The organism is Kribbella sp. NPDC023972 (genome assembly GCF_040639075.1).
Taxonomy (GTDB): domain Bacteria; phylum Actinomycetota; class Actinomycetes; order Propionibacteriales; family Kribbellaceae; genus Kribbella.
This window is the reverse complement of record NZ_JBEZZH010000005.1, coordinates 260,755-284,124: the sequence shown is the minus strand read 5'-3', so window position 1 is coordinate 284,124 and position 23,370 is coordinate 260,755. Positions and strand designations below refer to the sequence as shown.

The window sequence follows — 23,370 nt, the reverse complement described above, 5'->3', positions numbered from 1 at the left end:
GTACTGCGTAGGCATGGACGTCGTCAGTGTGTTGCACCGGCAGTGGCGGACCTCCGGGGAGCGGTTGCGTGAACGGCGCCGAGATTGCCCTCTCTCCGTGACCTCTACCGCTGGCACACGGCCGAGGACGACCAGGCGTCGCCGAGGACAGAGCATGCATGACTCGGGGACAGCTGGGTACGGGAGCTGTATTCGATCGTATGTTCGGATGGAGTTGAGATGACTGTGCACCCCGTACCGGAGAAGGATCCGGCCGAGTGGACCACCGGCGACGAGCCCATGACCGGGCCCCAGCACTCGTACCTGAGCACGCTCGCCCAAGAGGCCGGTGTCGAGGCCCCGGACGAGCTCAGCAAGGCAGAAGCGTCGCGCCTGATCGATGAGCTCCAATCCCGCACCGGCCGGGGGAGCAGCTGATCAGGCAGCTGCAAGTGCGACGGCGACCCGGGCGGCGATCTCGGCGTTGTTCCGGGCCAGGGCGAGGTTGGCTGGGATGCTCTGTCCGTCCGTCTCCTTCTCGATCCTCTCGAGGACGTACGGCGTGACGGCGGGGCCGGTGACTCCGGCCCGGGCGCTCGCGTCCAGGGCGGCGGCGAGGACGGCGTTGATGCGCGACTCGGGGATCTCGTCCTCGACCGGAATCGGAACCGTCAGCAGGACTCCGGTCGTCGGCCGCGTCCGGAAGCGGAGGACGTCGCAGACCAGTCGCTCGTCCTCCACCCGATGCGGAACCGGCAGACCACTCGACCGGGTGTAGAAGGCCGGGAACCAGTCGTGCTGCCAGCCCAGGACCGGTACGCCGGCGGTCTCGAGGTACTCGAGGGTTCGCGGCAGGTCGAGGAACGCCTTGGCGCCGGCGCTGACAGTGATGACCGGGTGGTTGGCGATGGCATCGAGATCGGCCGAGATGTCTCCGGTGAGTTCGGATCCGCGATGGACGCCACCGATGCCGCCGGTGGCGAAGACCGAGATCCCGGCCGCGTGGGCGAGTGCCACGGACGCCGAGACCGTGGTCACGCCGACATCCCAGCCTTGTGCTTGGGCCACCGCCAGGTCGCGCTCGGCGACCTTCCGCGTACCCTGCAGCACCCGCTTCTCTTCGTCCGGCGACAGACCGACGTACGGGCGGCCGTCGAGAATCGCGGTCACGGCCGGCGTGCCGCCCTGGTCGAGAACCGCCTGCTTGCAGATCTCGAGCGCCTCGGCGTTCGCGGGAGCAGGCAGCCCGAGGTTCGAGAAGATGGTCGACTCCAGCGCGACGACCGCACGACCCTCGGCCAGCGCTTGCGCCACATCGTCGGATCGGACGAGTCGGCCGGCAGTGTCAGTCACCGATTGCTCCCTTTGCGTTCGTGGTCAAGGTGGCGCCAGGCTCGCTGAGGACCCGCCTGGCGAGGTCGTGTCCGGCTTCGACCGCCTCGACGGCCCCGGCGCCGTCGAGAACGGCTGACAGGAAGCCCGCCGCGAACGCGTCGCCGGCACCGGTCGTGTCCCGTACATCGTCCACCGAGGGGACCGCGACGGTGGCCGCTTTGTTGCCGTCGACATGGATCTCGGTGGGTTGCGTGCCGTTCTTGACCACAACCGTCGTACCGGGAATGGACCGCAGGGAACCGAGGTCGGCCTCGGTTCCGTTCGCGAAGACGTACGTCGGTCGGAGGCTGCTGATCAGATCACGGAAGGCCGCCGGGCCGATGGAGTCGATCAGGGCGACCGACGACGCGTCGACCGAGACGATGGCGTCCTCGGCGCGAGCGATCTCTGCGGCTCGGCAGAGGACGGACCGTGCCGGTCCGGCGAGCGAGTAGGCCGAGATGTGGAAGGCTTTGCCGCCGGCGAGCCAGGAATCCGGAACATCGGCCAGTTCGGCCGCGGCCGCTCGGTCGGGGAACATCGTGCGTTCACCAGAGCCGTCGACGAGGATGACGATCGTTCCGGTCCGGCCCTCACGCTGGACTCTGGCGTCAACGCCCGCGGTCGCCAGGTCTCGGACGAGTGCCCCGCCGGCGGGGTCGTCACCGACCCGGCCGATGAACCGCACCGACGTACCGAGGCTGCTCGCGAAGACGGCGACGTTGGAGGCTCCGCCACCGCGGGAACGGCGGATCCGAGCCGGGTTGTCGGTTCCGGATCGCGTCGTACCGTCCGACCAGACGACGACGTCCTCGACCAGGTCCCCGATGCACACGAGCGTGCGCGTCGAATCGGCAGTCACGGCTGCACCTCCCTCCGAGCTGGGCGTCTCGGTGAAAGGGTAGGGGTGCAGGACCTCGTGGCTGTCAGTCGGGTGGTTCGACGGGGCGGCCCTGTTCGCCGGCGGTGACGTCCTGGTCTTGCGGCGGCCGTCGCCCGGGGTTGGGCTCAGGGCCGGGGGATCGCTGGTCCTCGTCCTGCTCGACCCGGTCGAAGTCCAGGCCGCCCTTGTCGAGCTCGTCGTTCTCCAGCGCCTCGTTCAGTTCGGTGTCGCTGACGGTCTGGTGTTTGTCGTCCACGCCGGGCCGGTCGAAACTCATTGTCGCCTCCAGATGTCGCTACGCTGTCTATCCTGAGGCCCGTCGATCACGCTCAACGCGCCGTACGGCGGTCAGTCGCCGGCGGCATCCTCCTTCGCCTGTGATCGCGCCTGCGGGCCGTTCGCCTGGGATCGGGCCTCCGCGCCGGACTGCCCGGTGTCGGTGTCGTCTCCCGCGACCCGGCCGACGAACTCGCCGCTGCGACCTGTACCGGTGGTGGTCGGAGTGTCTCCGCGAGGATCCCCGCCTTCGGCTCGCGTCATCGCCGTACTCGGGTCTGCCGGTGCGTCGGCCTCGTTGAGCTTGTGGCGCAGGCGCCAGCGTTTGAACCGCTCCCAGATCGACATCGGCGCTCCTCCATCGTCGGGCTGGTGACCCCCCGGTGCCCGAGCGACCCATCGAGAAACGGGGGCGATCCGGCGGCTTGGGATGCCTCGCGGCCCGCGGTGAACAGGCGGCAGGCGCACGAGCGCAGGTGGACGCGTGGCTTCGGCGCATCGATTGGTTTCGGGATGAAGCGGCGTTTGACGGCGTACGTGCGTGGTTACCGGCGGCTGGGTCGATCTCGAGGGACCTGCGGAGTCGCGGGGACCACTGAACCCGGAGCCGGACAGGAGGGTGCTCGATGAAGGTGGGACTCAAGTTGATCGCCGAGGCATACGCGCCGACTGAGATCGTCGCTCAGGCGGTGCGGGCCGAGGAGGCCGGGTTCGACTTCGTCGAGGTGAGCGACCACTTTCATCCCTGGGTGAGTGAGCACGAGCACTCGGGTTTCGCGTTCTCGATGCTGGCCGCCATCGCCGCGCGTACGTCGGCGATCGGTCTGGCGACCGGGGTGACCTGTCCCTTCATCCGCTACCACCCGGCGATCGTCGCGCAGGCCGCCGCCACCACCGCACTGCTGTCCGGCGGGCGCTTCACGCTGGGTGTCGGGTCGGGGGAGCGGCTCAACGAACACGTCGTCGGCGCCGGCTGGCCGGCGGTAGCGACCCGCCACGAGATGCTGCGCGAGGCGCTGGAGATCATCCGGCTGCTCTGGAGCGGCGGGTACCACTCGTACGACGGCAAGCACCTGCGGCTGGAGGACGCGCGCGTCTTCGACCTGCCCGACGACCTGCCCGAGATCGCGGTCGCCGCGGGCGGACCGGAGGCCGCGCAGCTCGCCGCCGAGCTCGGCGACGCCCTGTTCGTGACCGAGCCGAGCGCGGACTTGATCGAGGCGTACGAGGACGCCGGCGGAAGCGGGGCCCGGTACGCCGAGGTTCCGCTGGCGTGGGCGCCGTCGGTGGACGAGGGCGCGGAGTCGGCGCGGCGGTTGTTCCGGTTCGGGGTGACGGGGTGGAAGGTGCAGGCCGAGCTGCCCAACCCGGTGAACTTCGACGCCGCGACGCAGCTGGTGACCGCCGACCACCTGAAGGAGCAGTTCGGGTGCGGTCCGGACGTCGGGCGGCACGTCGAGGTCGCCCGTCAGTACGCCGAGGCCGGCTACGACCACCTCGCGCTGATCAACGCCGGCCCGGACATGGACGGCTTCTTCGACTTCTTCACCAAGGAACTGGCGCCCGCCTTGCGCGAACTCTGAACACTCGTGCGACCCAGGGATGGACAGGCGATGTTGCTCGGTGAGGCGACCCAGCCGGATGACTCGGTTCATGACGCTCAGCGCAGCGGCGGATCCCTTGGTGGGGTGGGCTGTGCGAGTGGCTTCCAGTGCACTGGGCCGACCCGGATCGCCGGCCCGACCCGGATTTCCGGCCCGCCTCGGCGGGTCCCCGGTCCAACCCGGATCGGGGCGGAGACCGGTGTGGCTGGGGATCGGGGCTGGGGTGTTGGCGGGGTGCTCGCGGTTGCCGGCCGGACGCGGTCGTAGGCAGCGCGACGGACTGGATCACGCAGCGTCGCGTACGCCGTGAGGATCTGCTGCAGGCGCAGGTCGTCGTCGAATTCCGACGAGGCGGGTCGGCGCGTATCGGGGTGATGCTCCCGGACGAGGTCGCGAAAGGCGCGGAGCAGTTCGTCGCTCGAGGCCCCCGCGGTCACACCAAGAGTCGCGTAGGCGTCGGGGAGCGGTGGAGTGCTCATGGTTTCGTGCACCAGTGGGTTCAACCGGCAATCGGTGGGACCGAGGTGATGCGGCGGCCCGCGCGGAGCTGTCGTCCTAGGAAGGACAGGCGGCGGGAATCCGAGGTACGTCGCCGCCGGGTCGAGGTGTGACTGGCGGGCGGCCGCATCACCGGGTCAAGTGTCATGGTTCGTCGATATCGGGTCTGCTCACCTCCCGAGGCATCGCGGTCAGGACCCCGCCGGCCGCGGAGGACCGCGCCCGCGGCCGCGAAGCGGCCGGATCGGCGCGAGCCCGAACCGGACGCCCGGTTCGCGCGGCAACTCTGGCGGAGGCCGTGCGGTCCACCCCCCGACCGGTGGACAGAACTTGTCACGGGGCGGCTTACACGGCGACTCCCAGCAGGCAGCGATCAAGGCGTCGAACTCGGCCCGCACCAGCTCGTCGTCGGCGAGCAGGAGGTCGAGGAAAGCCTCTGGCTCGCCGACTCTGTGCTGCTCGGTGGCCGTCATCGACCTCACCCCATCGACAACATCACGTCCGTATCGCAGCGGCGTCGCGGGCTCAGGCGTCGATCTCCTTGCGGTCGCTGCCGGTGCTCGAGATCGAGATCTTGCGCGGCTTGGCCTGCTCGGCGATCGGGATCTTGAGGGTCAGTACGCCGGCCTCGTAGCTGGCGTCGATGTGGTCGGCGTCCAGGGTCTCACCCAGGAACAGCTGACGGGAGAACGCCCCGAGCGGACGCTCGGCGACCTGCATCTCCACGTCCTCACCGAGCTCGAGCGGGCGACGCTCGGCCTTCACCGTGAGCACGTTGCGTTCCACGTCCAGGTCGATCGCGTCCGGCGAGACACCGGGCAGATCGAACGAAACGACGTACTGGTCGCCCTGCCGGTAGGCGTCCATCGGCATCGCGGTCGGACGTGACCACGTGCCCGGGGCCTGGCTGCCGAAGACCTGCTGGGCGAGCCGGTCGAACTCCCGGAACGGATCAGTGCGCATCAACATCGTCGTTGCACCCCCTCAGGCGTCTATCCACGGTTGGTGTCAATACGCACTTCCGATATATCATGTCAACGGATCGATGACAAGAGTTCCACGTCATCCAATCGCTGACATCATGGACATGACCGCCAGGGAGGTGACCAGTGCCGGCCAGCGACACCACAGACCCCGCGACAGGTGAGGTGCAGACCACGGCCTCGGCCGCGATCGCGGCCGTGGAGGAAACCGTCCGGCAGCTCACGCTCCGGGCAGGCGGCCGTGTCGCGCCAGGCATGGTCAGCTCGCTGGACGTCCTCGCCGCGCTGGCCGAGCTGCGGGACGTGCAGGACCAGCTCGCGGCCTGGGAGCCGCTGCTCATCGGCGCGGCCCGCGACCGTGGGGTGAGCTGGGCCGCGATCGCCCCCGCGATCGGCGTGGCCAGCCGGCAGGCCGCCGAACGCCGCTACCTGCGCCTCAACCCGCACACGACAGACCAGGAAGGCATGACCGGCGAACAGCGAGTCCAGGCGGCACGTGACCGGCGGGCCGGTGAGCGCGCCGTCGCCCAATGGGCCCGCGAGAACGCGGCCGGGCTCCGCCGGCTCGCTGCCCAGATCACCGCGCTCGACGACCTCGACTCCGCCACCCAGGAGAGCGTCGACCGGGTCCTTCACGCGCTCGGTGACAGCGACACCGCCGCCTTGCTGACCCCACTGGCCGAGGCAGGGGCGAGACTCGAGAACAGCCATCCCACCCTGGCCGGACAGATCGCCGACATCACCATGACCACGGATCAGCTGCGAACCGAGCAGACGACCAGGGCGCAATGATCACCCGGTCCGCCCGATCGTGGCGGTGAGAACGCCGCCCTAGCCGGTTGACCTGCCGGGCTCCGAATCCAGGCTGGCGGCAACGAGTTCAGGGAGGTTGCGCAGTGCGTGTTCGAGGGTGCGGGCCACAGCGGGGTCGAAATAGCTGTGGTCACCGTGCCAGACCTGATGCACCAACACCTCGGCGACGGCTTGGGGTGATCTGTGGCAGTCACGAGCCCAAGTGGCAATCAGGGCATCGGCCTGCTGGGCTGTCACTCCGAACCACTCGATCAGCAGTTGGGTGGCCTGCTCCGAACACGATCGAGCAGCCGGCTTGACGAAATCTGACGGGATCATGGATCGCTCTGGTTTCTCACAAGCGCCGGACCGGTGTCCGGCTGCTGTCTAACCGGTGGGACCAGCGACTCTTCAAGTACCCCCGGCCGCCGCCCGCCATTCGCACGCTCATGACTGTTACCGGCCGTATCCGAGTGTTGCGGCCCCCGGTGGGTACCGGCGCCTCGACCGGAGAGGTGAGGGACGTGACGAGCGAACGTATGGATGAACCCATCGTGCTCGTTGTCGGTGCGTCGAGTGGGATCGGCCGTGCGACAGCTCGGCTACTGTCCGCTCGCCATGCCCGGTTGGCACTCGCGGCCCGGTCCGCGGCCGACTTGGCGCAGGTCGAACACGAATGCCTGGAATCGGGAGCGACGCAAGTCCTGGTCGTCCCTGCGAACGTGACGGATGCGGCCGCGGTCGACCACCTGGTGAGTGAGATCGTGGCGGCGTACGGCCGGATCGACGCGATCGTGCATTGTGCCGCCGTACTGGCTTATGGCCGTTTCGACGACATTCCAGCGGAGGTCTTCGATCAGGTGATCAGGACGAATGTCGGCGGTACGGCGAATGTCGCGCGAGCGGGACTGCGGCAGTTCCGGACGCAAGGCGGCGGGAGGCTGGTGCTCGTCAGCTCACTGCTCGGCAAGGTCGCGCTGCCGTACCTCAGCCCGTACGTGACCAGCAAGTGGGCGGTGCACGGGCTGGCCGCGGTCCTCCGGCAGGAACTGCGAACCTCCCCGGGAATCGAGGTCTCGGTGGTGTCGCCCGGGTCCGTCGACACTCCGATCTATGCCCGCGCCGCCACCTACCTGGGCTGGCACGGGCGGCCGATTCCACCGGTGGATCAGCCGGACCGGGTTGCCGCGGAGGTCGTCCGGACAGTGGCTCGTCCGCGCCGCGAGAGGTCGGTCGGCCGGCTCAATCACTTGGTCGTCGGGACGTTCCGGCTCCTGCCCGGCCTCTTCGACCGGCTGGCCGGCCCGGTGACACGTCGCTTCGGCGTCCAGCGGAACCAGCAGGTGCCACCGACCTCCGGCAATGTCTTCGAGTCCAGCTAGGGTTTTCCCGGCAGCGGGCCGGGTACCGCAGGCCCATGCCACAAGCGATCGTGACGGGATCGGACAGCGGGATCGGGCGGGCGACCGCGGTCGCGCTGGCCCAGGACGGCTTCGATGTCGGCATCACCTGGCACAGCGACCAGGAGGGCGCCGAGAAGACTGCCGAGGAGGTCCGCGGCCTGGGCCGGCGGGCCGAGGTCGAACAACTGGATCTCGAGCTGCTCCCTGATGCGGTCGCGGCGATCGATCGACTGGCCGATCAGCTGGGCGGTGTGGACGTTCTGGTCGCCAACAGCGGGACTGGTAGCAGCCAGCTCGCGGTGGATCTCGACTACCAGGAGTGGCGGCGGGTGCTGAGTGTCGACCTGGATGGCGCGTTCCTGTGCCTGCAACTGGCGGCGCGGCGGATGATCGACCAAGGTCGGGGCGGGCGGCTGATCGCCGTCACCAGCGTGCATGAGCATCAGCCGCGAGTGGGGTCCGCGCCGTACGACGCCGCGAAGGGCGGACTGGGACTGCTGATGAAGACGCTGGCGCTCGAGTTGGGCGAGTACGGGATCACCGCCAACGCGGTGGCGCCAGGCGAGATCGCCACCCCGATGACGGGCCAGACCGACGAGGACCCACAGGGCAAGGACCGTCCCGGCGTACCGCTCGGCCGGCCGGGCGACGCCCGCGAGATCGCTGCCGTGATCGCGTTCCTCGCCTCGCCCAGGGCGTCGTACGTCACCGGCACGAGCATCGTCGCGGACGGCGGCATGCTGCAGATGGGCCCGATGGCGGGCAGCCACCTGTCCGACGACGCGTGGCGCCGTCCCTGACCGCCGCGCCGTGGCGGGTTACAGCCGGTCGCGCGCCGCGGCGGCACCCGACATCTGGGCGCAGCTCGCGCAGCAGTAGATCGTGGTGTCCTGCTGAATTCCGTGGCCGAGCACCCGGCAGCCGCAATGGGCGCACGTCGGGGCGAGCGCGTGCGCCGCACACTCGATGCTGTCGAAGACGTGCTTGCGCTGGTCGGCGGTGATCACGGTGAACGCCGCGTCGTAGTAGTTGCCACAAACCTCACACGCTGCCATCGTTCCTCCTCGATCAGCCGGGTACCTCAGGGTGCCCCGGTACCCGCTCTCACCGGGCTCATGAGAGTCGATGGCAGGCAGGTGGGTACCGCTGGTGTGTCGGAGTTGCTGTGCACCAGGCGAGGTGAGATCGGTGAGCAAGATCGCGGATGCCGTCGAGACCGAGGCGGACGAGTATCGGCAGGGCGCCGACCGCCCGCTCGGGGGTTACGTGGTGCTGATGGCGATCTTCTCGCTGCTGGCAGGTGCCGCCGGTGCGGTCGCCGCCCTGCGGGGCACTCGCGCACGAAGGATCTCGCCGTACGACCTGATCCTGGTCATCGCCGGCACTCAGAAGCTGGCTCGCCTGCTGACGAAGGATTCTGTGACGAGTCCGCTGCGGGTTCCGTTCACGCGTTACCGCGGCTCCGGAGGTCCCGGTGAGGTGATGGAAGAGGTACGGCGAGACAGTTCGCTGCGTCACGCTGTCGGCGAGCTGCTGACCTGCCCGTTCTGCCTGGCGCTGTGGGTCGCGAGTGGCTTCACCGTGGGCCTGCTGTTCGCACCCCGCTTCACCCGGACCGTGGCCGCGATGCTCACCGCCGTCACCGGAGCCGATTTCCTCCAGCTGATCTATGGCCGGCTCCAGCAGGCCGCCGAGGAGTAGCCGACGTGTGGTTGTCCGCCGCAACCACCGCCAAACCCCAGGAATTGCAGGGGAATCCCTCGAATTGACGAGTGTTCCGGGGGTTGTTGGCTTCGCCGGTGGGTACTGAGCCCCGCAGTTCAGGGGTGGTACGACAGAGTGCCATTTGCGACGTCGTGTTCGAGGTACGGAATGCCGTGCCGACTCCAACCTGGGGTCATTCTCTCCAACACACATCGCCGCCATCGCGGCGGGGTCAGACGCGTGCCTGAACGAGTTTCGCAACACTCCATCGTGCTTTTGTGGAAGGAGTCGTCACATGACGACGAATCATCGGACGGACCTCGACGGCCCGTCCACCGAAGGTATGGCCGGGGCGGCCCGGGAGGAAGCCGGGCAGCTGAAAGAGACGTCGGCCGAGGCCGCTCGTCAGGTCGCGGGGACCGTCAAGGACAAGGCGTCGGACGTGTCGTCGGATCTCGGCCAGCAGACCAGGCGGCTGGCCGGGCAGACCCGGGACGAACTGACCCAGCAGGCGAGCCGCCAGCAGGAGCGCGCCGCGAACAGTCTTCGTTCCGTCGGTGAGGAGCTGCGGGGGATGGCCGAGCACGGCCGGTCGGGTCTGGGCACTCAGCTGGCCCAGCGCGGCGCCGAGTTCACGGATCAGGCCGCGGACTTCCTGCAGAAACACGAGCCTGGCGACCTACTCGAAGAGGTGCGCGGCTTCGCTCGGCGCAAACCCGGCATGTTCCTGGTGGCGGCCGTGGCAGCCGGAGTCGTAGCCGGTCGTCTCACGCGAGCCTTGGCCGGCGGAGGTACCGGTACGCCGGACAGCACCACAACCGAACCGCGCGCGTCGATGGATCCCGTCGAGGTCTCCGACGACTATCTCGCCCCGCCTCTGTCCGCACCGATGAGTGCTCCGCCGGTCGCCGCCACCTCGGCGCCACCTCCCGCCCCCACCCCGATAGCGCCCAACCCGGACCCCGGAGCTCCCGTGACACCCAGGTTCGGGCCCGGATCGGGGATGTGACATGACCGTCAGCGGATCACCACCCGACAGCGGGCCGAACCGGCTGTCGATGGACGAGTCGATCGGAGCGATGGTCTCCCAGCTGACCACCGATCTGGGGCAGCTGACGCGCCAGGAACTGGAGCTCGCGAAGGCGGAGTTCCAGGCCGAGGCGAAGAAGGCCGGCAAGGGGGCGGGCATGCTCGGCGGCGCGGCCTTCGCGGGCTGGATGGCCGCGCTGTTCGTTTCCTTGACGGTGATGTGGGCGCTGGACAAAGCCATGGATCTCGTCTGGGCAGCGCTGATCGTCGCCGCCGTCTGGGCGGTCGTTGCCGCGGTACTGGCGATGACGGGACGCAAGGAACTGCGGGAGGTCAATCCGAAACCCGACCAGACGGTCGAATCACTCAAGGAGGACGCGAAATGGCTGAAGACCCGGAACAGCTGAAGCGGGACATCGAGCAGACCAGGCGCAACGTGGGCCGCGACGTCGACGCCCTGACGGAGAAAGTCAGTCCCAGCCGCGTGGTCGGCCGGCGGGTGGATCGCGCCCGCTCCGGCGTCCACCGGTTCAGGGAGCAAGTGATGGGCTCGGTCGGCGACACCGCCGGTTCCGCGATGTCATCAGTGCAGGACGCGGGAAGCAAGGTCGGTGACACTGTCGGTTCCGCACCGGACATGGCTCGGGCCAGGACTCGCGGTACGCCGTTGGCCGCCGGCGTGATCGCCTTTGCGGCTGGCTGGGTCGCGGCCGCCGTACTCCCCGCGTCGACCAAGGAACGTGAGCTGGCGCAGGGTGCCAAGGACACCGCGATGGACGCCGCCGGCCCGGTGAAGGAGCAGGCGGCCCAGATGGCCCAAGAGGTCAAGGAGAACCTGCAGGAACCGGCGCAGGAAGCCGTTCAGCAGGTCAGGCAATCCGCGTCACAGGCTGCCGGCGAGGTGGCGGACGAGGGCCGGTCAGCGGCTCAGCAGGTTGCCGGAGACGCGAAGGGCTCGGCGGACAACGTCCGGCAGGCGGGTTCCGCCAGCTGATGAGCGACGGACGACGCCCGGACGTTCCCGGAGTGGATGCGGACAAGCCGACGGAGATTCCGGCCGCGGGCTGGTGGCAGGTGATCAAGCGATCCTGGACCGAGGCCAAGGCCGATCAGGTGCCCCTGCTCGCGGCGGGGGTCGCCTTCTTCGGCTTCCTCTCCGTCTTCCCCGCCATCGCCGCCGCGGTGCTGACGTACGGACTGGTTGCGGACCCGGGACAGATCCGCGACCAGGTTGGAGAACTGACGGCCGCGATGCCGGCGTCGGGACGTGAGCTGCTGCTCGAGCAGCTCGACACCCTGACGTCGGCTCCGCGGCAGAGCTTGGGGATCGGCGTCGCGGTGGCCCTGGTCATCGCGCTGTGGAGTGCCTCCGGGGGAGTCGGGTATCTCATCTCCGCTGTGAATCTGGCCTACGACGAGGACGAGACGCGCGGGTTCATCCGCCGCAAGCTGCTCGCGTTGGGCATGACGCTGGGGGCGATCCTCTTCGTGCTGCTCGCGATCGGTCTCTTCGCGGCCGGCGCTGCGATCGGTGACGATCTCGCGACGCCGGTCCGGATCGGGCTGGAAGTGCTCCGGCTGGTCGTCGCCGTAGTGCTGATCACGGTCGCGCTGGGGGTCGTCTACCGGCTGGCGCCCGCTCGCGACGCGGCCCGGATCCGCTGGGTGTCGATGGGCGCCGTCGTCGCCACGATCATCTGGCTGCTCGCGTCGATCGGCTTCTCCGTCTACGTCCAGACCTTCGGCAACTATGCCAAGACCTACGGGAGCCTGGCCGCGGTCGTGGTCCTGATGCTCTGGCTGTGGCTGACGGCGTACGCCGTACTGCTGGGAGCCGAGATCAATGCCGAGGCCGAGCAGCAGACAGCACGCGACACCACCAAGGGAGACCCCCGTCCCCTCGGCCGCCGCGACGCAGTCAAAGCCGACTCGGTCCCGCAGTAGGGAAGAGGCCCAGCCGCCGTTCGTGGCGCACTCGGGAGGGGTGTGCGCCACGAACGGTGTGCTGTCACACCGACAGCGCGAGGCGCAGCTGAAGCATGATCCGTCCCAGGAGTCGCGAGACCTGCATCTGACTCACACCGATCTCGTGACCGATCTCGGCCTGGGTCTGGTGGTCCAGAAAGCGTCTCTTGAAGATCAGCCGGTCGCGGTCCGACAGGGTGTCGATGACCGGGCGGAGCGACTCGATCTGGTCGACGAGCTGGTACGTGTCGGCGGGATCGGCGACCTGCTGACCGCGCGTTATCGAGGAACCGTCGTGCAGGGGAACGTCGAGCGAGGAAGGGTTGAAGCATCCCTGCGCTCGTTGCGCCTCGATGACCTCGTCGACGTCGAGGCCGAGGGCTTCGGCCAGTTCGTGGTAGCTGGGCCAGCGCTGGAGGTCAGCGGCCAGGGTCGCTTCGGTCGCGTTGATCCGGGTCTGGATCTCCTGCAGGCGCCGAGGCAACCTGACGGCCCAGGCGTGATCGCGGAAGTGGTGCCGGATCCCGCCGCGGACGGTGGGAATCGCGAACGACCGGAAGTCGGAGCCGTCGGCCGGCCGGTAGCTGCGGGCTGCTTTCACCAGGTGCTCGTAAGCCACCTGGTCCAGATCTTCGGCGTCGACGCCACGCCGGTAATAGCGGCTCGCCAGTGTGCGGGCGAGCGGAACGGATGCAACGATCGCTTGATCCAGAAGATCCTCGCGCTGCCGGCCTGTGGCTGCCGCGGCCTCCCGAAGGAGCCGCTCCACCAGTGCCGCCTGATCGTTGCGGATGTCCGTGTCTGTCACGGTTGCGGTCGGCTGGGACCGCCGGCTGTCGAACGACATGGGTGCCGCCTGAGTGCCAACGTCCGGCGGAGGTGGCTAGGGTTGAACCAGGGCCGGAACCACCCCCACGTACCCACGTCCAGCGGCTTGAATCGCTTCGCCGACGGGATTTCGGCGGGCGAGATCGGGCTCAGCCGGCCTCAGCCCGACGACTGACGCGGAGGGAGCGGCGGAGGCGGCGGGCGGTGCGGTAGGCCAGGATGCTCGCGCTGATCCAGGGGCCGGCGACGATCACCGGGTCCAGGGGCACGACCACGACGTCACCCTCGGCGATGTCGCCGAGCTGTGCGCCGAAGTAGCCGGTGGCGACCGCATCCGTCAGCAGTACGCCGTCCTCGTCGTCCATCCAGTCCGGGATCGGACTCGGCCCGACGTCGGCGAACGGCATCAGGGCCCCGGCGGGACTGGCGGAAACCCCATACCCTGCGGCGGATTCGGGCTACGTCGAGCGGCCGGTGAGCCGGTCCCGGAGCCGGTCGACCAGTCCCACGCCGGGACCGGCCAGCTTGTGGAAGAGCTCGGCGTTCGGCGCGGCCGGGTGCGGCCGGGTCGGCGCGAGCTTCTTCGCCGTCTCGACCTTGTCCTTCAGCTCGACCAGCGTGGCGGCAGGGACCTGCGCCCGCAGTTGCGGGAACTGCTCGGTCTCCTCGTCCTGCGCGTGGTCGAGGAGGACCTGCCGCAGGTTGCTCAGGGCATCGTCGAACTCGGTGCTGCCGGCATCGGCGCCCTCGAGTTGTTTCATCAGCCTCTCGAGTTCCTTGTGCTCCTGGATGTCGTGCTCGACGGCCTCCTCGCCGTTCGGCAGGTGGTCGCGCATCGCGGGATAGACGTACATCTCCTCGGCAACCGAGTGCCGCACCAGTTCGGCGATCAGCTGGTCGGCCAGGTCCCGGCGCTGTTCGGGGTCGAGGGTTGCGGCGATCTGGTCGGTCAGATCCTCCACTTCCCGGTGGTCCGCGGTGAGGACGTCGATCACATCGGGGTCGGTGGCAGCCATGAGTTCCTCCTGACGTCGTGATGATCCCGGCGCAGTACCCCGGCGAGAGGCTTGAAAGCACGTCCGTCGGTTGCGGTTTGGATGCCGTGGCGGCGGGTTACCGAAGCGGCTAGCGATGGAGGAGGGCTCTGATGATGCGGGCGAAGAAGAAAGCGCGTGCGAGCGGCATGCGGCGGACCGGCTGGGTTCTGGTGGGCGCGGGCGCAGCGGGTGCCGGCGCGGTCGGATATCGGGTGTTGCGCAGGAAGGCGGCCGGAGCCGCCGGCGAGATGTTTGCGCAGGGCCAGGTGCCGGGCAGCGTGGTGGAGAGTGAGGGCGACGCGGAAGCGGCGCCTGCCGAGGAGCGGATGACGGCGAACGAGCGCGCGGACGGGGTGCGCAGGACGGGCGACGACCGACTGGTCCACCCGGTGGCGGCGGGAGAGACGGATCCCGTTGCGGCCGCCGACCCCACGGTCGCCCCCGACACCCCTCCGGGGCGCCCAACCGGCGGCGACTGAAACCTCACAGGCGGCCGGTCAGGCCTGCCTTCGGCTCAGCCCTTGGCAATCCGGGCCTGGTCTTCGAGGTGGCGGTTGATCTTGTCGACCTTGGCCTCGATGCGTTCCATGTCCTCGGCGTCGACCCGGAAGATCAGGTGCTTGGCGCCGAGCAGCAGGATGGCCTGGAAGACGAGCTGCAGCCACTCGCTCTGCCAGTTCTCGAACGTGCTGGAGAAGAAGGCGGTGAAGAAGTCCGGCCAGGCGAACGCCTGGTTGTGCTCCTCCTGCTCACTGCGGAATTCGCTCAGCTGGCTGAAGAACTGTCCCAGCCACGAACCGATGAACAACACAAGAAGTACGTACACCGCTCCCCAGCGTCGGACGTGCGTGTCGCGACGGGAGTTGTGCCGCGGATCCGGCTCCAGGCCGTTCTCTTGGTCCATGACGAACCGGTACCCCGAGTAGCGCTCATCATCCTGACCGTGTGGTCTGGTCACGACCTGTGATCACGGCCGTTCAGCTGTCAAGGAGGCGGAGGGCTTCCTGGACGGAGTTGGTGACCGGTACGCCGGTGGTCTCCAGGGCGGTGCGGGTCATGGCACCCGTGGTGACCAGGATGCAGCCGGTGCCGACGGCCTGGGCGGCGACCGCGTCGTCGACCACGTCGCCGATCAGTACGACGTCGGCCGGGTCCAGAGCCTGGGCCTCGAGGTGCAGCCGCATGCTCTCCGTCTTGGAACCGCCCCCGACGTCACCGGGCAGTCCGTCGACGCGGCTGAAGTACTCGGTGAGCCCGAACTGTTCGATCGTCGGTACGAGTCGTGCGTGGAACCACATCGACAGCAGGGACTGGGTCCGGCCGGTCTCGGCCAGTCGCCGGAGCTCGTCCGGCACTCCGGTCGCCAACTCGCAGGTGTGCAGGATGGCGTCGTACCGCTCGTGGTAGAGCTTGTCGACGCGGGCCCACTCCTCGTCGTCGAGCACGCGATGCAGAATCTGCTCGTACGAGCCCCGCATCGGTCGCGCGTAGACCGCCTGCCACTCCGCCCAGGTGAGGCCCGGCCGCCCGAAGTCGGCGCACACCGCGTTGACCGCGGCCAGTACGGCGTCGTTGTCGTTCAGCAGGGTCCCGTTCCAGTCCCACACCACATGCGAAATCACCCGGCAACTCTAGCCGCCGCCGTTCGGGCAGGGCCCGTGGAACAGGTTGGGTCGGGGTGGGGTTGGGTACGGGTGTGAGAGTGCTGGTAGCTGAGCGATACAGGTTGGGTCCGTTGATCGGGCGGGGCGGGATGGGGGAAGTGTTCCGCGCCACCGATGAGCAGTTGGGGCGGCCGGTGGCGGTCAAGTTGCTGCTGGCGCCGGATCGTGATCCGAGAGCTGCGGAGCGATTTCACCGCGAGGCGCGGGCCGCGGCGAGGTTGAACGATCCCCACGTGGTTTCCGTGTACGACTTCGGGCACCACGGGGACGGGTTCTTCCTGGTGATGGAGCTGGTCGAAGGACGGACGGTTGCCGACGAGCTCGCCGAGCACGGCCCCATGCCCAAAGAGCGGGCAATCGACATCGTCGAACAGGCTGCTGCCGGCCTTGCCGCGGCGCATCGGGAGGACGTCGTCCATCGTGACGTGAAGCCGGGCAACCTGCTGCTGACGCCGGACGGGACCGTCAAGGTCGCGGACTTCGGTATCGCTCACCTGCCGGGAGAAGGCACGACGACGCTGACGGCGGCCGGCGAGATCATCGGCAGCACCCTGTACCTCGCGCCCGAGCGAGCGGCGGGTGGGCAGGCCGGCAAGGCAGCGGATGTGTACTCGCTGGGGTGTGTGCTCTACCAGCTGGTCACCGGCGTGCCGCCGTTCACGGCAGAACACCCGACGGCGATTCTCTATCAGCACGTCGACGCCGAGCCGGCGCCGCCGAGTCTGATCCGGCCCGAACTCGGCGGACCGTTCGAGGCTGTTCTGCTGCAGATGCTCGCCAAAGATCCTGCCTACCGTCCGTCCGCCGCCGAGGTCGCGGCCGGTTCCTTGCGTGCCGAGCGGATCATCGCTGCGACCACCCCGCTCGTGCCGGTTCATCAGGGGCGAAGGACAACCCTGCTGGCCGGTGGGATCGCCCTCCTCGCGGCGGCAGTGGCTGTGATGACCGCAATCCTGCTCAACGGCAACGAGACCAGAGTGCCTCCAACGACCGACGTCGGTCCGCAGCCCAGCGTGAGCTCGAGTACGACGCCCGCCGCGACGGAGACCTCGACCCGCCCGACCCAGGCCGGCACCACGAGTCGGACCACGTCGGCCCAGCCGTCGCAAAGCACCTCTCAGCCAACAGCGTCGCCCACGCCGTCGGCCACCCCCACCCCCACCAGTACGACGCCGTCGGCCACGCCTACCCGGAGCACCCCCACGCCCACTGTCCCCACCCAGAGCACGCCGTCGACGGGAACCTCTCCATCGAGCACGCCACCATCCGCCACCCCGACGACGAGCACGCCGGCATCAGGTACGCCGTCCCCAGCCGCGCAAGTCACCGGAACACCGGACTCTGACTAGGCGAGAAGGTCCGGGTCGGCCTGATCACGCCTGGCTCGAAGGTCTCTGACGCCGGCGCGTGCCCGCCGCACCGGCGGGCACGGCTTCAGGCGCCAGACAAACGAACGGCGGCACAGTCTGTGCCGCCGTTCGCAGGAAAGGATCGATCAGTCGCCGCTGAGCGTGTCGTACTTGGGTGCCCAGCGGAAGTACTGCGGGTCGGAGAAGGTCATCGGGACCTTGCCCAGGCTGCGGATCGCGGTGCTCTTGCCGCTGGCGTGCCCGACCGCGTACAGGTACCCGGACTTGGTGTCCCGGTCGATGGCCAGCAGCAGTGTTCCGGTCGCGCCGCACTTCGTCGCGATCAGCTGCTCGAATCCCTGCCAGGTGGTGTCCCGAACCGGCGTGGCGGTCGGCACGCTCAGGTAGCTGGTGGGCCACCGGACCGTCATCAGCTTGCCGGCCCGGGTGTTGGTGAGGAAGGTCTCGTACGTCGCGGTGCGGCTGATCAGCGTCATCGACTTCACCGTGCTGAGCCCACCGACGCCGCCGGTCTTGCGCCAGCCGGTGCCGTCCGCGACCCAGCGGTGCATGGTGCCGTCGATCTGCTGGCCGTAGAGCATGGTCCGGCTCGGTTCGCCGGCGTTCGCCGGCCGGTGGATCGACTGCTCGACCCAGCGGTAGTTGCCCCAGCCGCCGCCGATGCGGAGGTTGTTGTGCGGGTAGTGCGGGTCGATCTGGCTCTGCCCGTCGACGACGTACGAGCTGGAGTGCAACGCGCCACCGATCACGGTCAGGCCGGCCCGCGACTCCCCGCTCAGCAGCGGCGTCCCGACGAAGGTGGTGGTGTGCTGGACCTGGTTCGGCTGGAACACTCCGGCCGTCCCGCGCACCCCGCCGATGGTGATCGGCGACGTCGCGGTGACCATGCGGCTGGTGTGTGCGCCGGTGGCGGTGACCGAGCCGAGCCGGAGCGCACACGGTGCGCTCGTCGCCGACGTCTCGGCCTGCGCGGGCGAGCCCACTGCCACCCCGAGGGTCAGCGCAAGCACCCCGGCCGACGCCAAACCTGCGGCCTTACGAATCATCTGGATCTTCCTCCCCTTGGGCGAAGGCCCCTGCCTTCGTCGACGGGTTGGATAGCGGCAGCCCCAGAAAAGTTCGAATTCCGTTCGAGGCCGGCGATGGCCGGGCGGCCATCATGACGGTGATCGAGGGCGCCACCGCGCAGACGATCGACGCGGCGGTCATCAGGACAGTGGCCAGCAGCAACAATCGGCGCCGGCCGCGCTGGTCGGAGACAGGTCCGCTGATGACTGGTGGGGACGCGTCCAGACAACCGCTTGGAGCGGGGGCGGGGGAGTTTCTGTTGAGAGGTGTACCGGTAGTGCATCCCACCGGGAGGCTGGTGCCCGTACCGTGGGCGGCATGGACAACCGTGCCGAGGTGCGAGAGTTCCTGACCACCCGGAGGGCCAAGGTCACGCCGCAGGACGTCGGCCTGCCCACGGTGGGAAGGCGCCGGGTGCCGGGCCTGCGCCGTGGCGAGGTGGCCACCCTGGCCGGGGTGAGCATCGAGTACTACGCCAAGCTCGAACGCGGCTCTTTGGCCGGAGTTTCCGCCTCGGTCCTCGACGCGGTCGCCCGCGCCCTGCAGCTGGACGACGCGGAACGGATCCACCTGTTCCATCTCGCCCAGGCAGCCAACGGCAGCAGCCGCCTGGCTCAGCCCCGGCGCCGTTCGGCGAAACGCTGGACACCCAGGCCGAGCCTGCAATGGGCGCTCGACACCATCACCGGAGGGCCGGCGATCGTCCGGAACGGCCGGATGGACCTGCTCGCCGCCAACCACCTCGGCCGCGCAATGCACTCGTCGTTGTACGACCGTGAGCCCGGCGAGCCCCCCAACTTTGCCCGCTACACGTTCCTCGACGACGACTCGCACCGGTTCTACCCCGACTGGGACACCGCGGCCGACACCTGCGTGTCGATCCTGCGCACCGAGGCCGGGCGGGACCCCCACGACAAAGCGCTCCACGACCTCGTCGGCGAACTGTCCACCCGCAGCCCGCAGTTCCGGCAGCGCTGGAGCGCGCACAACGTCCGGCTGCACGGCGCCGGCACCAAACACTTCCACCACGACGCCGTCGGCGACCTGGAGCTCGCCTACGAGAGCGTCGACCTGATCTCCGAACCCGGCCTCACCCTCACCATCTACGCCGCCGATCCCGCCTCATCCACCGCCGACGCGCTCAAACTCCTGGCCTCCTGGGCGGCCACCAACATCCCCACCGAGGTCGCCGGCCACTGAGTCAGGAGGCGCGGGTGGCGGTCAAGGCCTCGATGAACGATCCGGTCGGTGGTTCCATCTCGCGACGGTACAGGTTGTCCAGCTGGCACCGGGCGTTGTAGCAGCGCACCCAGGTGACCGCGGCCTCGGCCGTACGCCGCTCGGCCGGGGAGAACGCCCGTACCCGCTCGTAGTCGTCGAGGAACGCGGCCACCTCCTGGGCCGTGGGCGCATCCGGAGGGATCGGAGAGCCCTGCGTGAACGCGCCGGCGCAGAGGCCGACAACCACCGGCTCCGGCGCGTGGATGAGGCTGTCCCAGTCGTAGCCGGCCACGAAACGTCCGGACTGAATGCAGACGTTCTGCCAGACCCAGTCGCTGTGCCCGACAACCCCGGGCGCGTGGTCGGTCGCGCGCAGGATCGTGGCGGCGGCGTCGGCGGTCTCGTCCACCCACTCGAAGCCCGGAACAGGGCTGGAGAAGTCGAAGATCGGGTCGTGCGGCGTCGGCCACGCGCCGGCATTCCAGACCGACCAGGCCGGCGGACTTGTCCCGAGCTCAGTGCCGTCAAAACCGCGCAGTACGTCGATCTGCGCCGCGAGCCCTGTTGCCATCGCAGCCCGCGCCGCCGGGTCGTGAGGGGATCCGGTCGAGGTGCACGTCAATCGTTCCTCGATGACAGCGAGTACGCCGCCGGTCTCCGACGGGCCGTCAATCACGCGGGCGCAACCGAAGCCAGCCGACGCGAGGATGTTCTGCGCCCGCACGACAGTTCGCAGTCGTTCGGCCTTCGCGCCGGGACGCAGCGCCTTGAGGACAACCTCGCGTTCATCGGTGAGGCGCAGCCCGAAGACCGCGCCGATGTCGCCGGCGGTGAACAGAACCGAATCGACACCCGCACCGAGGTGATCGCGGACGTGCCGGGCCAGCCAAGCGCGGACCTCCCGGGCCGTCTGGACGCCGAGAATCGCCCGCTGCGCACCGCTCACGCCATCCACATCGTAGATGGAACCACGGGGCCTGGTTCATGCACGAAATCTTGACAGAGTTAAGTAAAGCCTCCAATATCCTATCGGATCCGGGTTTTGGGAGACGTGCGTCGAGGACCGCGGACACCCGGGGTCTCGGTTGTCAGATCATCAGAGAGGTCACCGCTCATGACCAGATCCGTACGGAACAAGGCACTACGAGGCCTGCTCGTGGGTCTCGCCGTCGCCGCGCTGCTTCCGGCCGGCTTGACTGTTCCGTCTTCCGCCGTACCGGCACCACGCGGGACTACCGCCACGGCCAGCGTCACCGGCGGACCGGCGGGGGAGAAGGCACTGAAGCCCTACATGGGCTGGAGCAGTTACAGCATGCAGGTGTACTCGTCGGACGGCAGCAGCTGGATCTCGGCGGACCGGCTAAAGGCCCAGTCGGATGCGATGCACGAGAAACTTCAGCCGTACGGGTACGAGTACATCAACATCGACGCCGGCTGGAACGGCGGCGTCGACGACTACGGCCGGCCGGTGCCGAGCGCGACGTTGTACCCCGACGGTCTGCAGGCGGTGATCGACCACATCCACGGCAACGGCCAGAAGGTCGGCCTGTACGGCATCCCGGGCATCGGCAAGTCGCTGATCGATGCCAACCTTCCCGTGTATGGCGCCCCCGAGTGCCGGACCGGTGACCTGGCTGTGCAACCGCTGCAGAAGGCGGACTACTGGGGTCTCGGCTACCGGGTCGACTTCTCGAAGCCATGCGCGCAGAAGTACATCGACTCGATCGCCGATCTCTACGGTTCCTGGGGTGTCGACTTCCTGAAGTTCGACAGCGTGACTCCCGGGTCGGGCATCAGTGATCTTTCACTCGACGCCCGCGACGACGTCAAGGCGTGGTCGCACGCTCTGGCCCGCCACGGCATCTGGCTCGAGCTCTCCTGGGCGCTCGACATCAACTACGCCGAGTACTGGAAGCAGTACGCCAACGGCTGGCGTATCGACTGGGACGTCGAGTGCTACTGCCCGGGTCAGGCGCTCACGACCTGGCAGAACGTCGCGCGGCTGTTCCCCAAGCTCGCCGACTGGTGGCGCCATGCCGGACCGGGTGGGTGGAACGATCTCGACTCGCTGAATGTGGGCAACGGCCTGATGGACGGGCTCACTCGCGACGAACGACGTACGGCGGCGACGCTGTGGGCGATCTCGGCCGCTCCGATGTACATCGGGAACGACATGACCAGGCTGGACTCGTACGGCCTGGAGTTGCTCACGAACCGCGAGGTGATCGCGGTGAACCAGGCCGGGCGTCCCGCTCAGCCGGTGTCGACGAAGACGAACCGGCAAGTGTGGTTCTCGCTCAACCCCGACAGCACCTACACCGTTGCCCTTTTCAACCTCGGCCAGACCGACGCCGACCTGACGGTGAACTGGGCTGACCTCGGACTGGATGGCGCCGCGACGGTACGTGACCTGTGGGCGCACAAGGACCTGGGGCAGTTCGCGTCCGGCTTCACCGCGCAGAATGTGCCGATCCATGGAGTTCGGCTGCTCAAGGTCACGCCGCAGAAGAACTCGGCGATCCGCGTCAACGACGATGATCTGCGGGTGTCGTACGACGGCGAGTGGCAGCGCAACGGCAACTTCGAGGTCCCGGCGGTGTCGGAGCCGCTGACCGTCACGGTGTCGGATTCGTCGGCAGCGAGGACCGGTACGGCGGGGAAGCTGGCCGATGCCGCCGTACGGACGATCGAGGTCAACAACGACAACGGCCAGATCGTCTACACGGGTTCGTGGAGCCGGAGCACGGGTCGCGGGCTCGGTGACTACCAGGACGACGTGCAGTACACGGAGACCAACGGCGACTCCTTCTCGTACAGCTTCGTCGGTACCGGCGTCGACTACGTCACGGAGACACACAACTCGCAAGGTGATGTCGACATCTACATCGACGGACAGCTCAAGCAGACCGTGAGCACCTACCGCGAGGACGGACGTGGCGCCCAACAGGTGGTCTACAGCATCTCCGATCTCCCGAACGGAACCCACACGATCCGCGGGGTGAAGAAATCGGGACAGTTCATGCTGCTCGACAAGTTGAACGTGCGGCAGGAGAGCCTGCTGAACCCGGACACGGCGACCTTCGACAAGAACCCGTCCGCTCAGGCGGATGTCAGTGTCCAGATCGGGCGCGACCCGGGCGAGCTGGTAGCGATCTCGAAGGGCGGCCGGGACCTCGTCCAGGGCACCGACTACACCGTCGACGGCCGCGTCGTGACGATCAAGAAGGAGTACCTCGCGGCTCAGCCGGTCGGCAACGCGGTGCTCGACGTACGGTTCCGTGGTGACTACCGCGACGACGTGCACTACGCGACAGCGGACGGCGCCGCGATCGACTTCACCTTCCAGGGCAACGGCATGGAGTGGTGGACAGCGCTCGGTCCGGACCAGGGCGAAGCCGACGTCTACCTCGACGGCAAGCTCGTACGTCGCGTGAACCTCAGCAACGAGGTACGAGTCACGGCACAGCAGGTGTTCAACGCTTCCGGCCTGAAGAACGGGCAACACACTCTGCGCATCGTCAAGGTCTCAGGCGGAGTACTACGCAACGACACCATCCGCTACACGATCGCCAAGCAGCCCTAGCCCTGACAACGCCGTCCAGTGGGGCCGACCGTCGGCTCCACTGGCGAGGGTTGACGTGTCCGCCGGGGGTACCGGAGGACTGCGGGGTTCAGAGGGGAGCCTCAGGGAA

28 protein-coding genes are annotated in these 23,370 nt (G+C 68.5%); 14 read left to right on the top strand and 14 right to left on the bottom strand.

The annotated features are described in order from the left end of the window. Window positions 1-219: 219 nt before the first annotated feature. Window positions 220-417, top strand: a complete 198-nt coding sequence (locus AB0F43_RS21955; RefSeq protein WP_360479631.1) for a DUF3072 domain-containing protein — start codon at window positions 220-222, stop codon at window positions 415-417. On the opposite strand, the gene AB0F43_RS21950 is transcribed toward AB0F43_RS21955, so the two are convergent. The 4 genes from AB0F43_RS21950 to AB0F43_RS21935 form a co-directional block, all read right to left on the bottom strand. Further along, on the bottom strand, window positions 418-1,332 hold the full coding sequence (locus AB0F43_RS21950; protein ID WP_360479628.1) for a pseudouridine-5'-phosphate glycosidase: 915 nt from the start codon (window positions 1,330-1,332) through the stop codon (window positions 418-420). Then, window positions 1,325-2,215 (bottom strand): PfkB family carbohydrate kinase, encoded by an 891-nt coding sequence (locus AB0F43_RS21945; protein ID WP_360479625.1) that lies wholly within the window; start codon window positions 2,213-2,215, stop codon window positions 1,325-1,327. Before AB0F43_RS21945 ends, AB0F43_RS21950 begins: the two co-directional genes overlap by 8 nt. Window positions 2,216-2,279: 64 nt before the next feature. Next, a complete protein-coding gene (locus AB0F43_RS21940; protein ID WP_360479622.1) occupies window positions 2,280-2,513 on the bottom strand; it encodes a hypothetical protein in 234 nt (77 codons plus the stop codon). Between the two features lie 71 nt (window positions 2,514-2,584). Then, window positions 2,585-2,860 (bottom strand): hypothetical protein, encoded by a 276-nt coding sequence (locus AB0F43_RS21935; protein WP_360479619.1) that lies wholly within the window; start codon window positions 2,858-2,860, stop codon window positions 2,585-2,587. Between the two features lie 278 nt (window positions 2,861-3,138). Here AB0F43_RS21935 and AB0F43_RS21930 point away from each other — a divergent pair, with 278 nt between their 5' ends. Then, window positions 3,139-4,095 (top strand): TIGR03557 family F420-dependent LLM class oxidoreductase, encoded by a 957-nt coding sequence (locus AB0F43_RS21930; protein WP_360479616.1) that lies wholly within the window; start codon window positions 3,139-3,141, stop codon window positions 4,093-4,095. 77 nt (window positions 4,096-4,172) lie between these two features. On the opposite strand, the gene AB0F43_RS21925 is transcribed toward AB0F43_RS21930, so the two are convergent. Together AB0F43_RS21925 and AB0F43_RS21920 are read right to left on the bottom strand one after the other, a co-directional pair. Then, window positions 4,173-4,595: a J domain-containing protein gene (locus AB0F43_RS21925; protein ID WP_360479613.1), complete on the bottom strand. Its 423-nt coding sequence runs from the start codon at window positions 4,593-4,595 to the stop codon at window positions 4,173-4,175. 544 nt (window positions 4,596-5,139) lie between these two features. Continuing rightward, the gene (locus AB0F43_RS21920) at window positions 5,140-5,577 is read right to left on the bottom strand and encodes an Hsp20/alpha crystallin family protein (RefSeq protein WP_360479610.1); all 438 of its coding nucleotides are present in this window, start codon (window positions 5,575-5,577) and stop codon (window positions 5,140-5,142) included. A gap of 146 nt (window positions 5,578-5,723) precedes the next feature. Between AB0F43_RS21920 and AB0F43_RS21915 the strand changes: the two genes are divergently transcribed. The 3 genes from AB0F43_RS21915 (at window position 5,724) to AB0F43_RS21905 (ending at window position 8,592) form a co-directional block, all read left to right on the top strand. Continuing rightward, entirely contained in the window at window positions 5,724-6,389 is a 666-nt protein-coding gene (locus AB0F43_RS21915) for a hypothetical protein (RefSeq protein ID WP_360479607.1), read from the top strand. 524 nt (window positions 6,390-6,913) lie between these two features. Then, window positions 6,914-7,771, top strand: a complete 858-nt coding sequence (locus AB0F43_RS21910; RefSeq protein ID WP_360479604.1) for an SDR family NAD(P)-dependent oxidoreductase — start codon at window positions 6,914-6,916, stop codon at window positions 7,769-7,771. 35 nt (window positions 7,772-7,806) lie between these two features. After that, entirely contained in the window at window positions 7,807-8,592 is a 786-nt protein-coding gene (locus tag AB0F43_RS21905) for an SDR family oxidoreductase (RefSeq protein WP_360479601.1), read from the top strand. Between the two features lie 18 nt (window positions 8,593-8,610). Here the strand turns inward: AB0F43_RS21905 and AB0F43_RS21900 are convergent, their stop codons facing one another. Further along, the gene (locus AB0F43_RS21900; RefSeq protein WP_360479598.1) at window positions 8,611-8,847 is read right to left on the bottom strand and encodes a hypothetical protein; all 237 of its coding nucleotides are present in this window, start codon (window positions 8,845-8,847) and stop codon (window positions 8,611-8,613) included. Between the two features lie 133 nt (window positions 8,848-8,980). Here AB0F43_RS21900 and AB0F43_RS21895 point away from each other — a divergent pair, with 133 nt between their 5' ends. The 5 genes from AB0F43_RS21895 (at window position 8,981) to AB0F43_RS21875 (ending at window position 12,469) form a co-directional block, all read left to right on the top strand. Further along, a complete protein-coding gene (locus AB0F43_RS21895; protein WP_360479595.1) occupies window positions 8,981-9,493 on the top strand; it encodes a DUF1360 domain-containing protein in 513 nt (170 codons plus the stop codon). Window positions 9,494-9,791: 298 nt separating this feature from the next. Continuing rightward, a complete protein-coding gene (locus AB0F43_RS21890; protein WP_360479592.1) occupies window positions 9,792-10,505 on the top strand; it encodes a hypothetical protein in 714 nt (237 codons plus the stop codon). A 1-nt stretch (window position 10,506) separates the two neighbouring features. Further along, a complete protein-coding gene (locus tag AB0F43_RS21885) occupies window positions 10,507-10,932 on the top strand; it encodes a phage holin family protein (RefSeq protein WP_360479589.1) in 426 nt (141 codons plus the stop codon). Further along, window positions 10,908-11,519: a DUF3618 domain-containing protein gene (locus AB0F43_RS21880; RefSeq protein WP_360479586.1), complete on the top strand. Its 612-nt coding sequence runs from the start codon at window positions 10,908-10,910 to the stop codon at window positions 11,517-11,519. The genes AB0F43_RS21885 and AB0F43_RS21880 overlap by 25 nt, the downstream gene beginning before the upstream one ends. Beyond that, the gene (locus AB0F43_RS21875) at window positions 11,519-12,469 is read left to right on the top strand and encodes a YihY/virulence factor BrkB family protein (protein WP_360479583.1); all 951 of its coding nucleotides are present in this window, start codon (window positions 11,519-11,521) and stop codon (window positions 12,467-12,469) included. The genes AB0F43_RS21880 and AB0F43_RS21875 overlap by 1 nt, the downstream gene beginning before the upstream one ends. Window positions 12,470-12,533: 64 nt before the next feature. On the opposite strand, the gene AB0F43_RS21870 is transcribed toward AB0F43_RS21875, so the two are convergent. The 3 genes from AB0F43_RS21870 to AB0F43_RS21860 all read right to left on the bottom strand — a co-directional run bounded on the left by AB0F43_RS21870 (window position 12,534) and on the right by AB0F43_RS21860 (window position 14,334). After that, window positions 12,534-13,337: a sigma-70 family RNA polymerase sigma factor gene (locus AB0F43_RS21870; protein WP_360479580.1), complete on the bottom strand. Its 804-nt coding sequence runs from the start codon at window positions 13,335-13,337 to the stop codon at window positions 12,534-12,536. A gap of 130 nt (window positions 13,338-13,467) precedes the next feature. Continuing rightward, window positions 13,468-13,725 carry a hypothetical protein gene (locus AB0F43_RS21865; protein ID WP_360479577.1) on the bottom strand — a complete coding sequence of 86 codons (258 nt, stop codon included), beginning with the start codon at window positions 13,723-13,725 and terminating at the stop codon, window positions 13,468-13,470. A gap of 51 nt (window positions 13,726-13,776) precedes the next feature. Continuing rightward, window positions 13,777-14,334, bottom strand: a complete 558-nt coding sequence (locus AB0F43_RS21860; RefSeq protein WP_360479574.1) for a hemerythrin domain-containing protein — start codon at window positions 14,332-14,334, stop codon at window positions 13,777-13,779. Window positions 14,335-14,465: 131 nt separating this feature from the next. On the opposite strand from AB0F43_RS21860, the gene AB0F43_RS21855 reads away from it, so the two are divergent. Further along, the gene (locus AB0F43_RS21855; RefSeq protein WP_360479571.1) at window positions 14,466-14,834 is read left to right on the top strand and encodes a hypothetical protein; all 369 of its coding nucleotides are present in this window, start codon (window positions 14,466-14,468) and stop codon (window positions 14,832-14,834) included. Between the two features lie 35 nt (window positions 14,835-14,869). On the opposite strand, the gene AB0F43_RS21850 is transcribed toward AB0F43_RS21855, so the two are convergent. Together AB0F43_RS21850 and AB0F43_RS21845 are read right to left on the bottom strand one after the other, a co-directional pair. Next, the gene (locus AB0F43_RS21850) at window positions 14,870-15,259 is read right to left on the bottom strand and encodes a DUF6766 family protein (protein WP_360479568.1); all 390 of its coding nucleotides are present in this window, start codon (window positions 15,257-15,259) and stop codon (window positions 14,870-14,872) included. Window positions 15,260-15,332: 73 nt separating this feature from the next. Beyond that, window positions 15,333-15,977: an HAD family hydrolase gene (locus tag AB0F43_RS21845; protein ID WP_360479565.1), complete on the bottom strand. Its 645-nt coding sequence runs from the start codon at window positions 15,975-15,977 to the stop codon at window positions 15,333-15,335. Window positions 15,978-16,033: 56 nt separating this feature from the next. Here AB0F43_RS21845 and AB0F43_RS21840 point away from each other — a divergent pair, with 56 nt between their 5' ends. Further along, window positions 16,034-17,368, top strand: a complete 1,335-nt coding sequence (locus tag AB0F43_RS21840; RefSeq protein WP_360479562.1) for a protein kinase — start codon at window positions 16,034-16,036, stop codon at window positions 17,366-17,368. 146 nt (window positions 17,369-17,514) lie between these two features. Here the strand turns inward: AB0F43_RS21840 and AB0F43_RS21835 are convergent, their stop codons facing one another. Further along, window positions 17,515-18,435, bottom strand: a complete 921-nt coding sequence (locus AB0F43_RS21835) for a hypothetical protein (RefSeq protein WP_360479559.1) — start codon at window positions 18,433-18,435, stop codon at window positions 17,515-17,517. A gap of 340 nt (window positions 18,436-18,775) precedes the next feature. On the opposite strand from AB0F43_RS21835, the gene AB0F43_RS21830 reads away from it, so the two are divergent. Then, window positions 18,776-19,657: a helix-turn-helix transcriptional regulator gene (locus AB0F43_RS21830; protein WP_360479556.1), complete on the top strand. Its 882-nt coding sequence runs from the start codon at window positions 18,776-18,778 to the stop codon at window positions 19,655-19,657. A gap of 1 nt (window position 19,658) precedes the next feature. Here AB0F43_RS21830 and AB0F43_RS21825 read toward each other — a convergent pair whose 3' ends face one another. Beyond that, window positions 19,659-20,624: a phosphotransferase gene (locus tag AB0F43_RS21825; protein WP_360479553.1), complete on the bottom strand. Its 966-nt coding sequence runs from the start codon at window positions 20,622-20,624 to the stop codon at window positions 19,659-19,661. 168 nt (window positions 20,625-20,792) lie between these two features. On the opposite strand from AB0F43_RS21825, the gene AB0F43_RS21820 reads away from it, so the two are divergent. Further along, window positions 20,793-23,261, top strand: coding sequence for a X2-like carbohydrate binding domain-containing protein (locus AB0F43_RS21820; RefSeq protein WP_360479550.1), 2,469 nt, complete (start codon window positions 20,793-20,795; stop codon window positions 23,259-23,261). The last annotated feature ends 109 nt before the right edge of the window (window positions 23,262-23,370 follow it).

Coding starts and splice junctions, on each gene's coding strand:
- AB0F43_RS21830 (WP_360479556.1), top strand. CDS start 18,776: ATGGACAACCGTGCCGAGGTGCGAGAGTTCCTGACCACCCGGAGGGCC.
- AB0F43_RS21905 (WP_360479601.1), top strand. CDS start 7,807: ATGCCACAAGCGATCGTGACGGGATCGGACAGCGGGATCGGGCGGGCG.
- AB0F43_RS21835 (WP_360479559.1), bottom strand. CDS start 18,435: ATGATTCGTAAGGCCGCAGGTTTGGCGTCGGCCGGGGTGCTTGCGCTG.
- AB0F43_RS21940 (WP_360479622.1), bottom strand. CDS start 2,513: ATGAGTTTCGACCGGCCCGGCGTGGACGACAAACACCAGACCGTCAGC.
- AB0F43_RS21925 (WP_360479613.1), bottom strand. CDS start 4,595: ATGAGCACTCCACCGCTCCCCGACGCCTACGCGACTCTTGGTGTGACC.
- AB0F43_RS21870 (WP_360479580.1), bottom strand. CDS start 13,337: ATGTCGTTCGACAGCCGGCGGTCCCAGCCGACCGCAACCGTGACAGAC.
- AB0F43_RS21885 (WP_360479589.1), top strand. CDS start 10,507: ATGACCGTCAGCGGATCACCACCCGACAGCGGGCCGAACCGGCTGTCG.
- AB0F43_RS21935 (WP_360479619.1), bottom strand. CDS start 2,860: ATGTCGATCTGGGAGCGGTTCAAACGCTGGCGCCTGCGCCACAAGCTC.
- AB0F43_RS21955 (WP_360479631.1), top strand. CDS start 220: ATGACTGTGCACCCCGTACCGGAGAAGGATCCGGCCGAGTGGACCACC.
- AB0F43_RS21860 (WP_360479574.1), bottom strand. CDS start 14,334: ATGGCTGCCACCGACCCCGATGTGATCGACGTCCTCACCGCGGACCAC.
- AB0F43_RS21920 (WP_360479610.1), bottom strand. CDS start 5,577: ATGCGCACTGATCCGTTCCGGGAGTTCGACCGGCTCGCCCAGCAGGTC.
- AB0F43_RS21850 (WP_360479568.1), bottom strand. CDS start 15,259: ATGGACCAAGAGAACGGCCTGGAGCCGGATCCGCGGCACAACTCCCGT.
- AB0F43_RS21890 (WP_360479592.1), top strand. CDS start 9,792: ATGACGACGAATCATCGGACGGACCTCGACGGCCCGTCCACCGAAGGT.
- AB0F43_RS21930 (WP_360479616.1), top strand. CDS start 3,139: ATGAAGGTGGGACTCAAGTTGATCGCCGAGGCATACGCGCCGACTGAG.
- AB0F43_RS21875 (WP_360479583.1), top strand. CDS start 11,519: ATGAGCGACGGACGACGCCCGGACGTTCCCGGAGTGGATGCGGACAAG.
- AB0F43_RS21900 (WP_360479598.1), bottom strand. CDS start 8,847: ATGGCAGCGTGTGAGGTTTGTGGCAACTACTACGACGCGGCGTTCACC.
- AB0F43_RS21820 (WP_360479550.1), top strand. CDS start 20,793: ATGACCAGATCCGTACGGAACAAGGCACTACGAGGCCTGCTCGTGGGT.
- AB0F43_RS21865 (WP_360479577.1), bottom strand. CDS start 13,725: ATGCCGTTCGCCGACGTCGGGCCGAGTCCGATCCCGGACTGGATGGAC.
- AB0F43_RS21855 (WP_360479571.1), top strand. CDS start 14,466: ATGATGCGGGCGAAGAAGAAAGCGCGTGCGAGCGGCATGCGGCGGACC.
- AB0F43_RS21880 (WP_360479586.1), top strand. CDS start 10,908: ATGGCTGAAGACCCGGAACAGCTGAAGCGGGACATCGAGCAGACCAGG.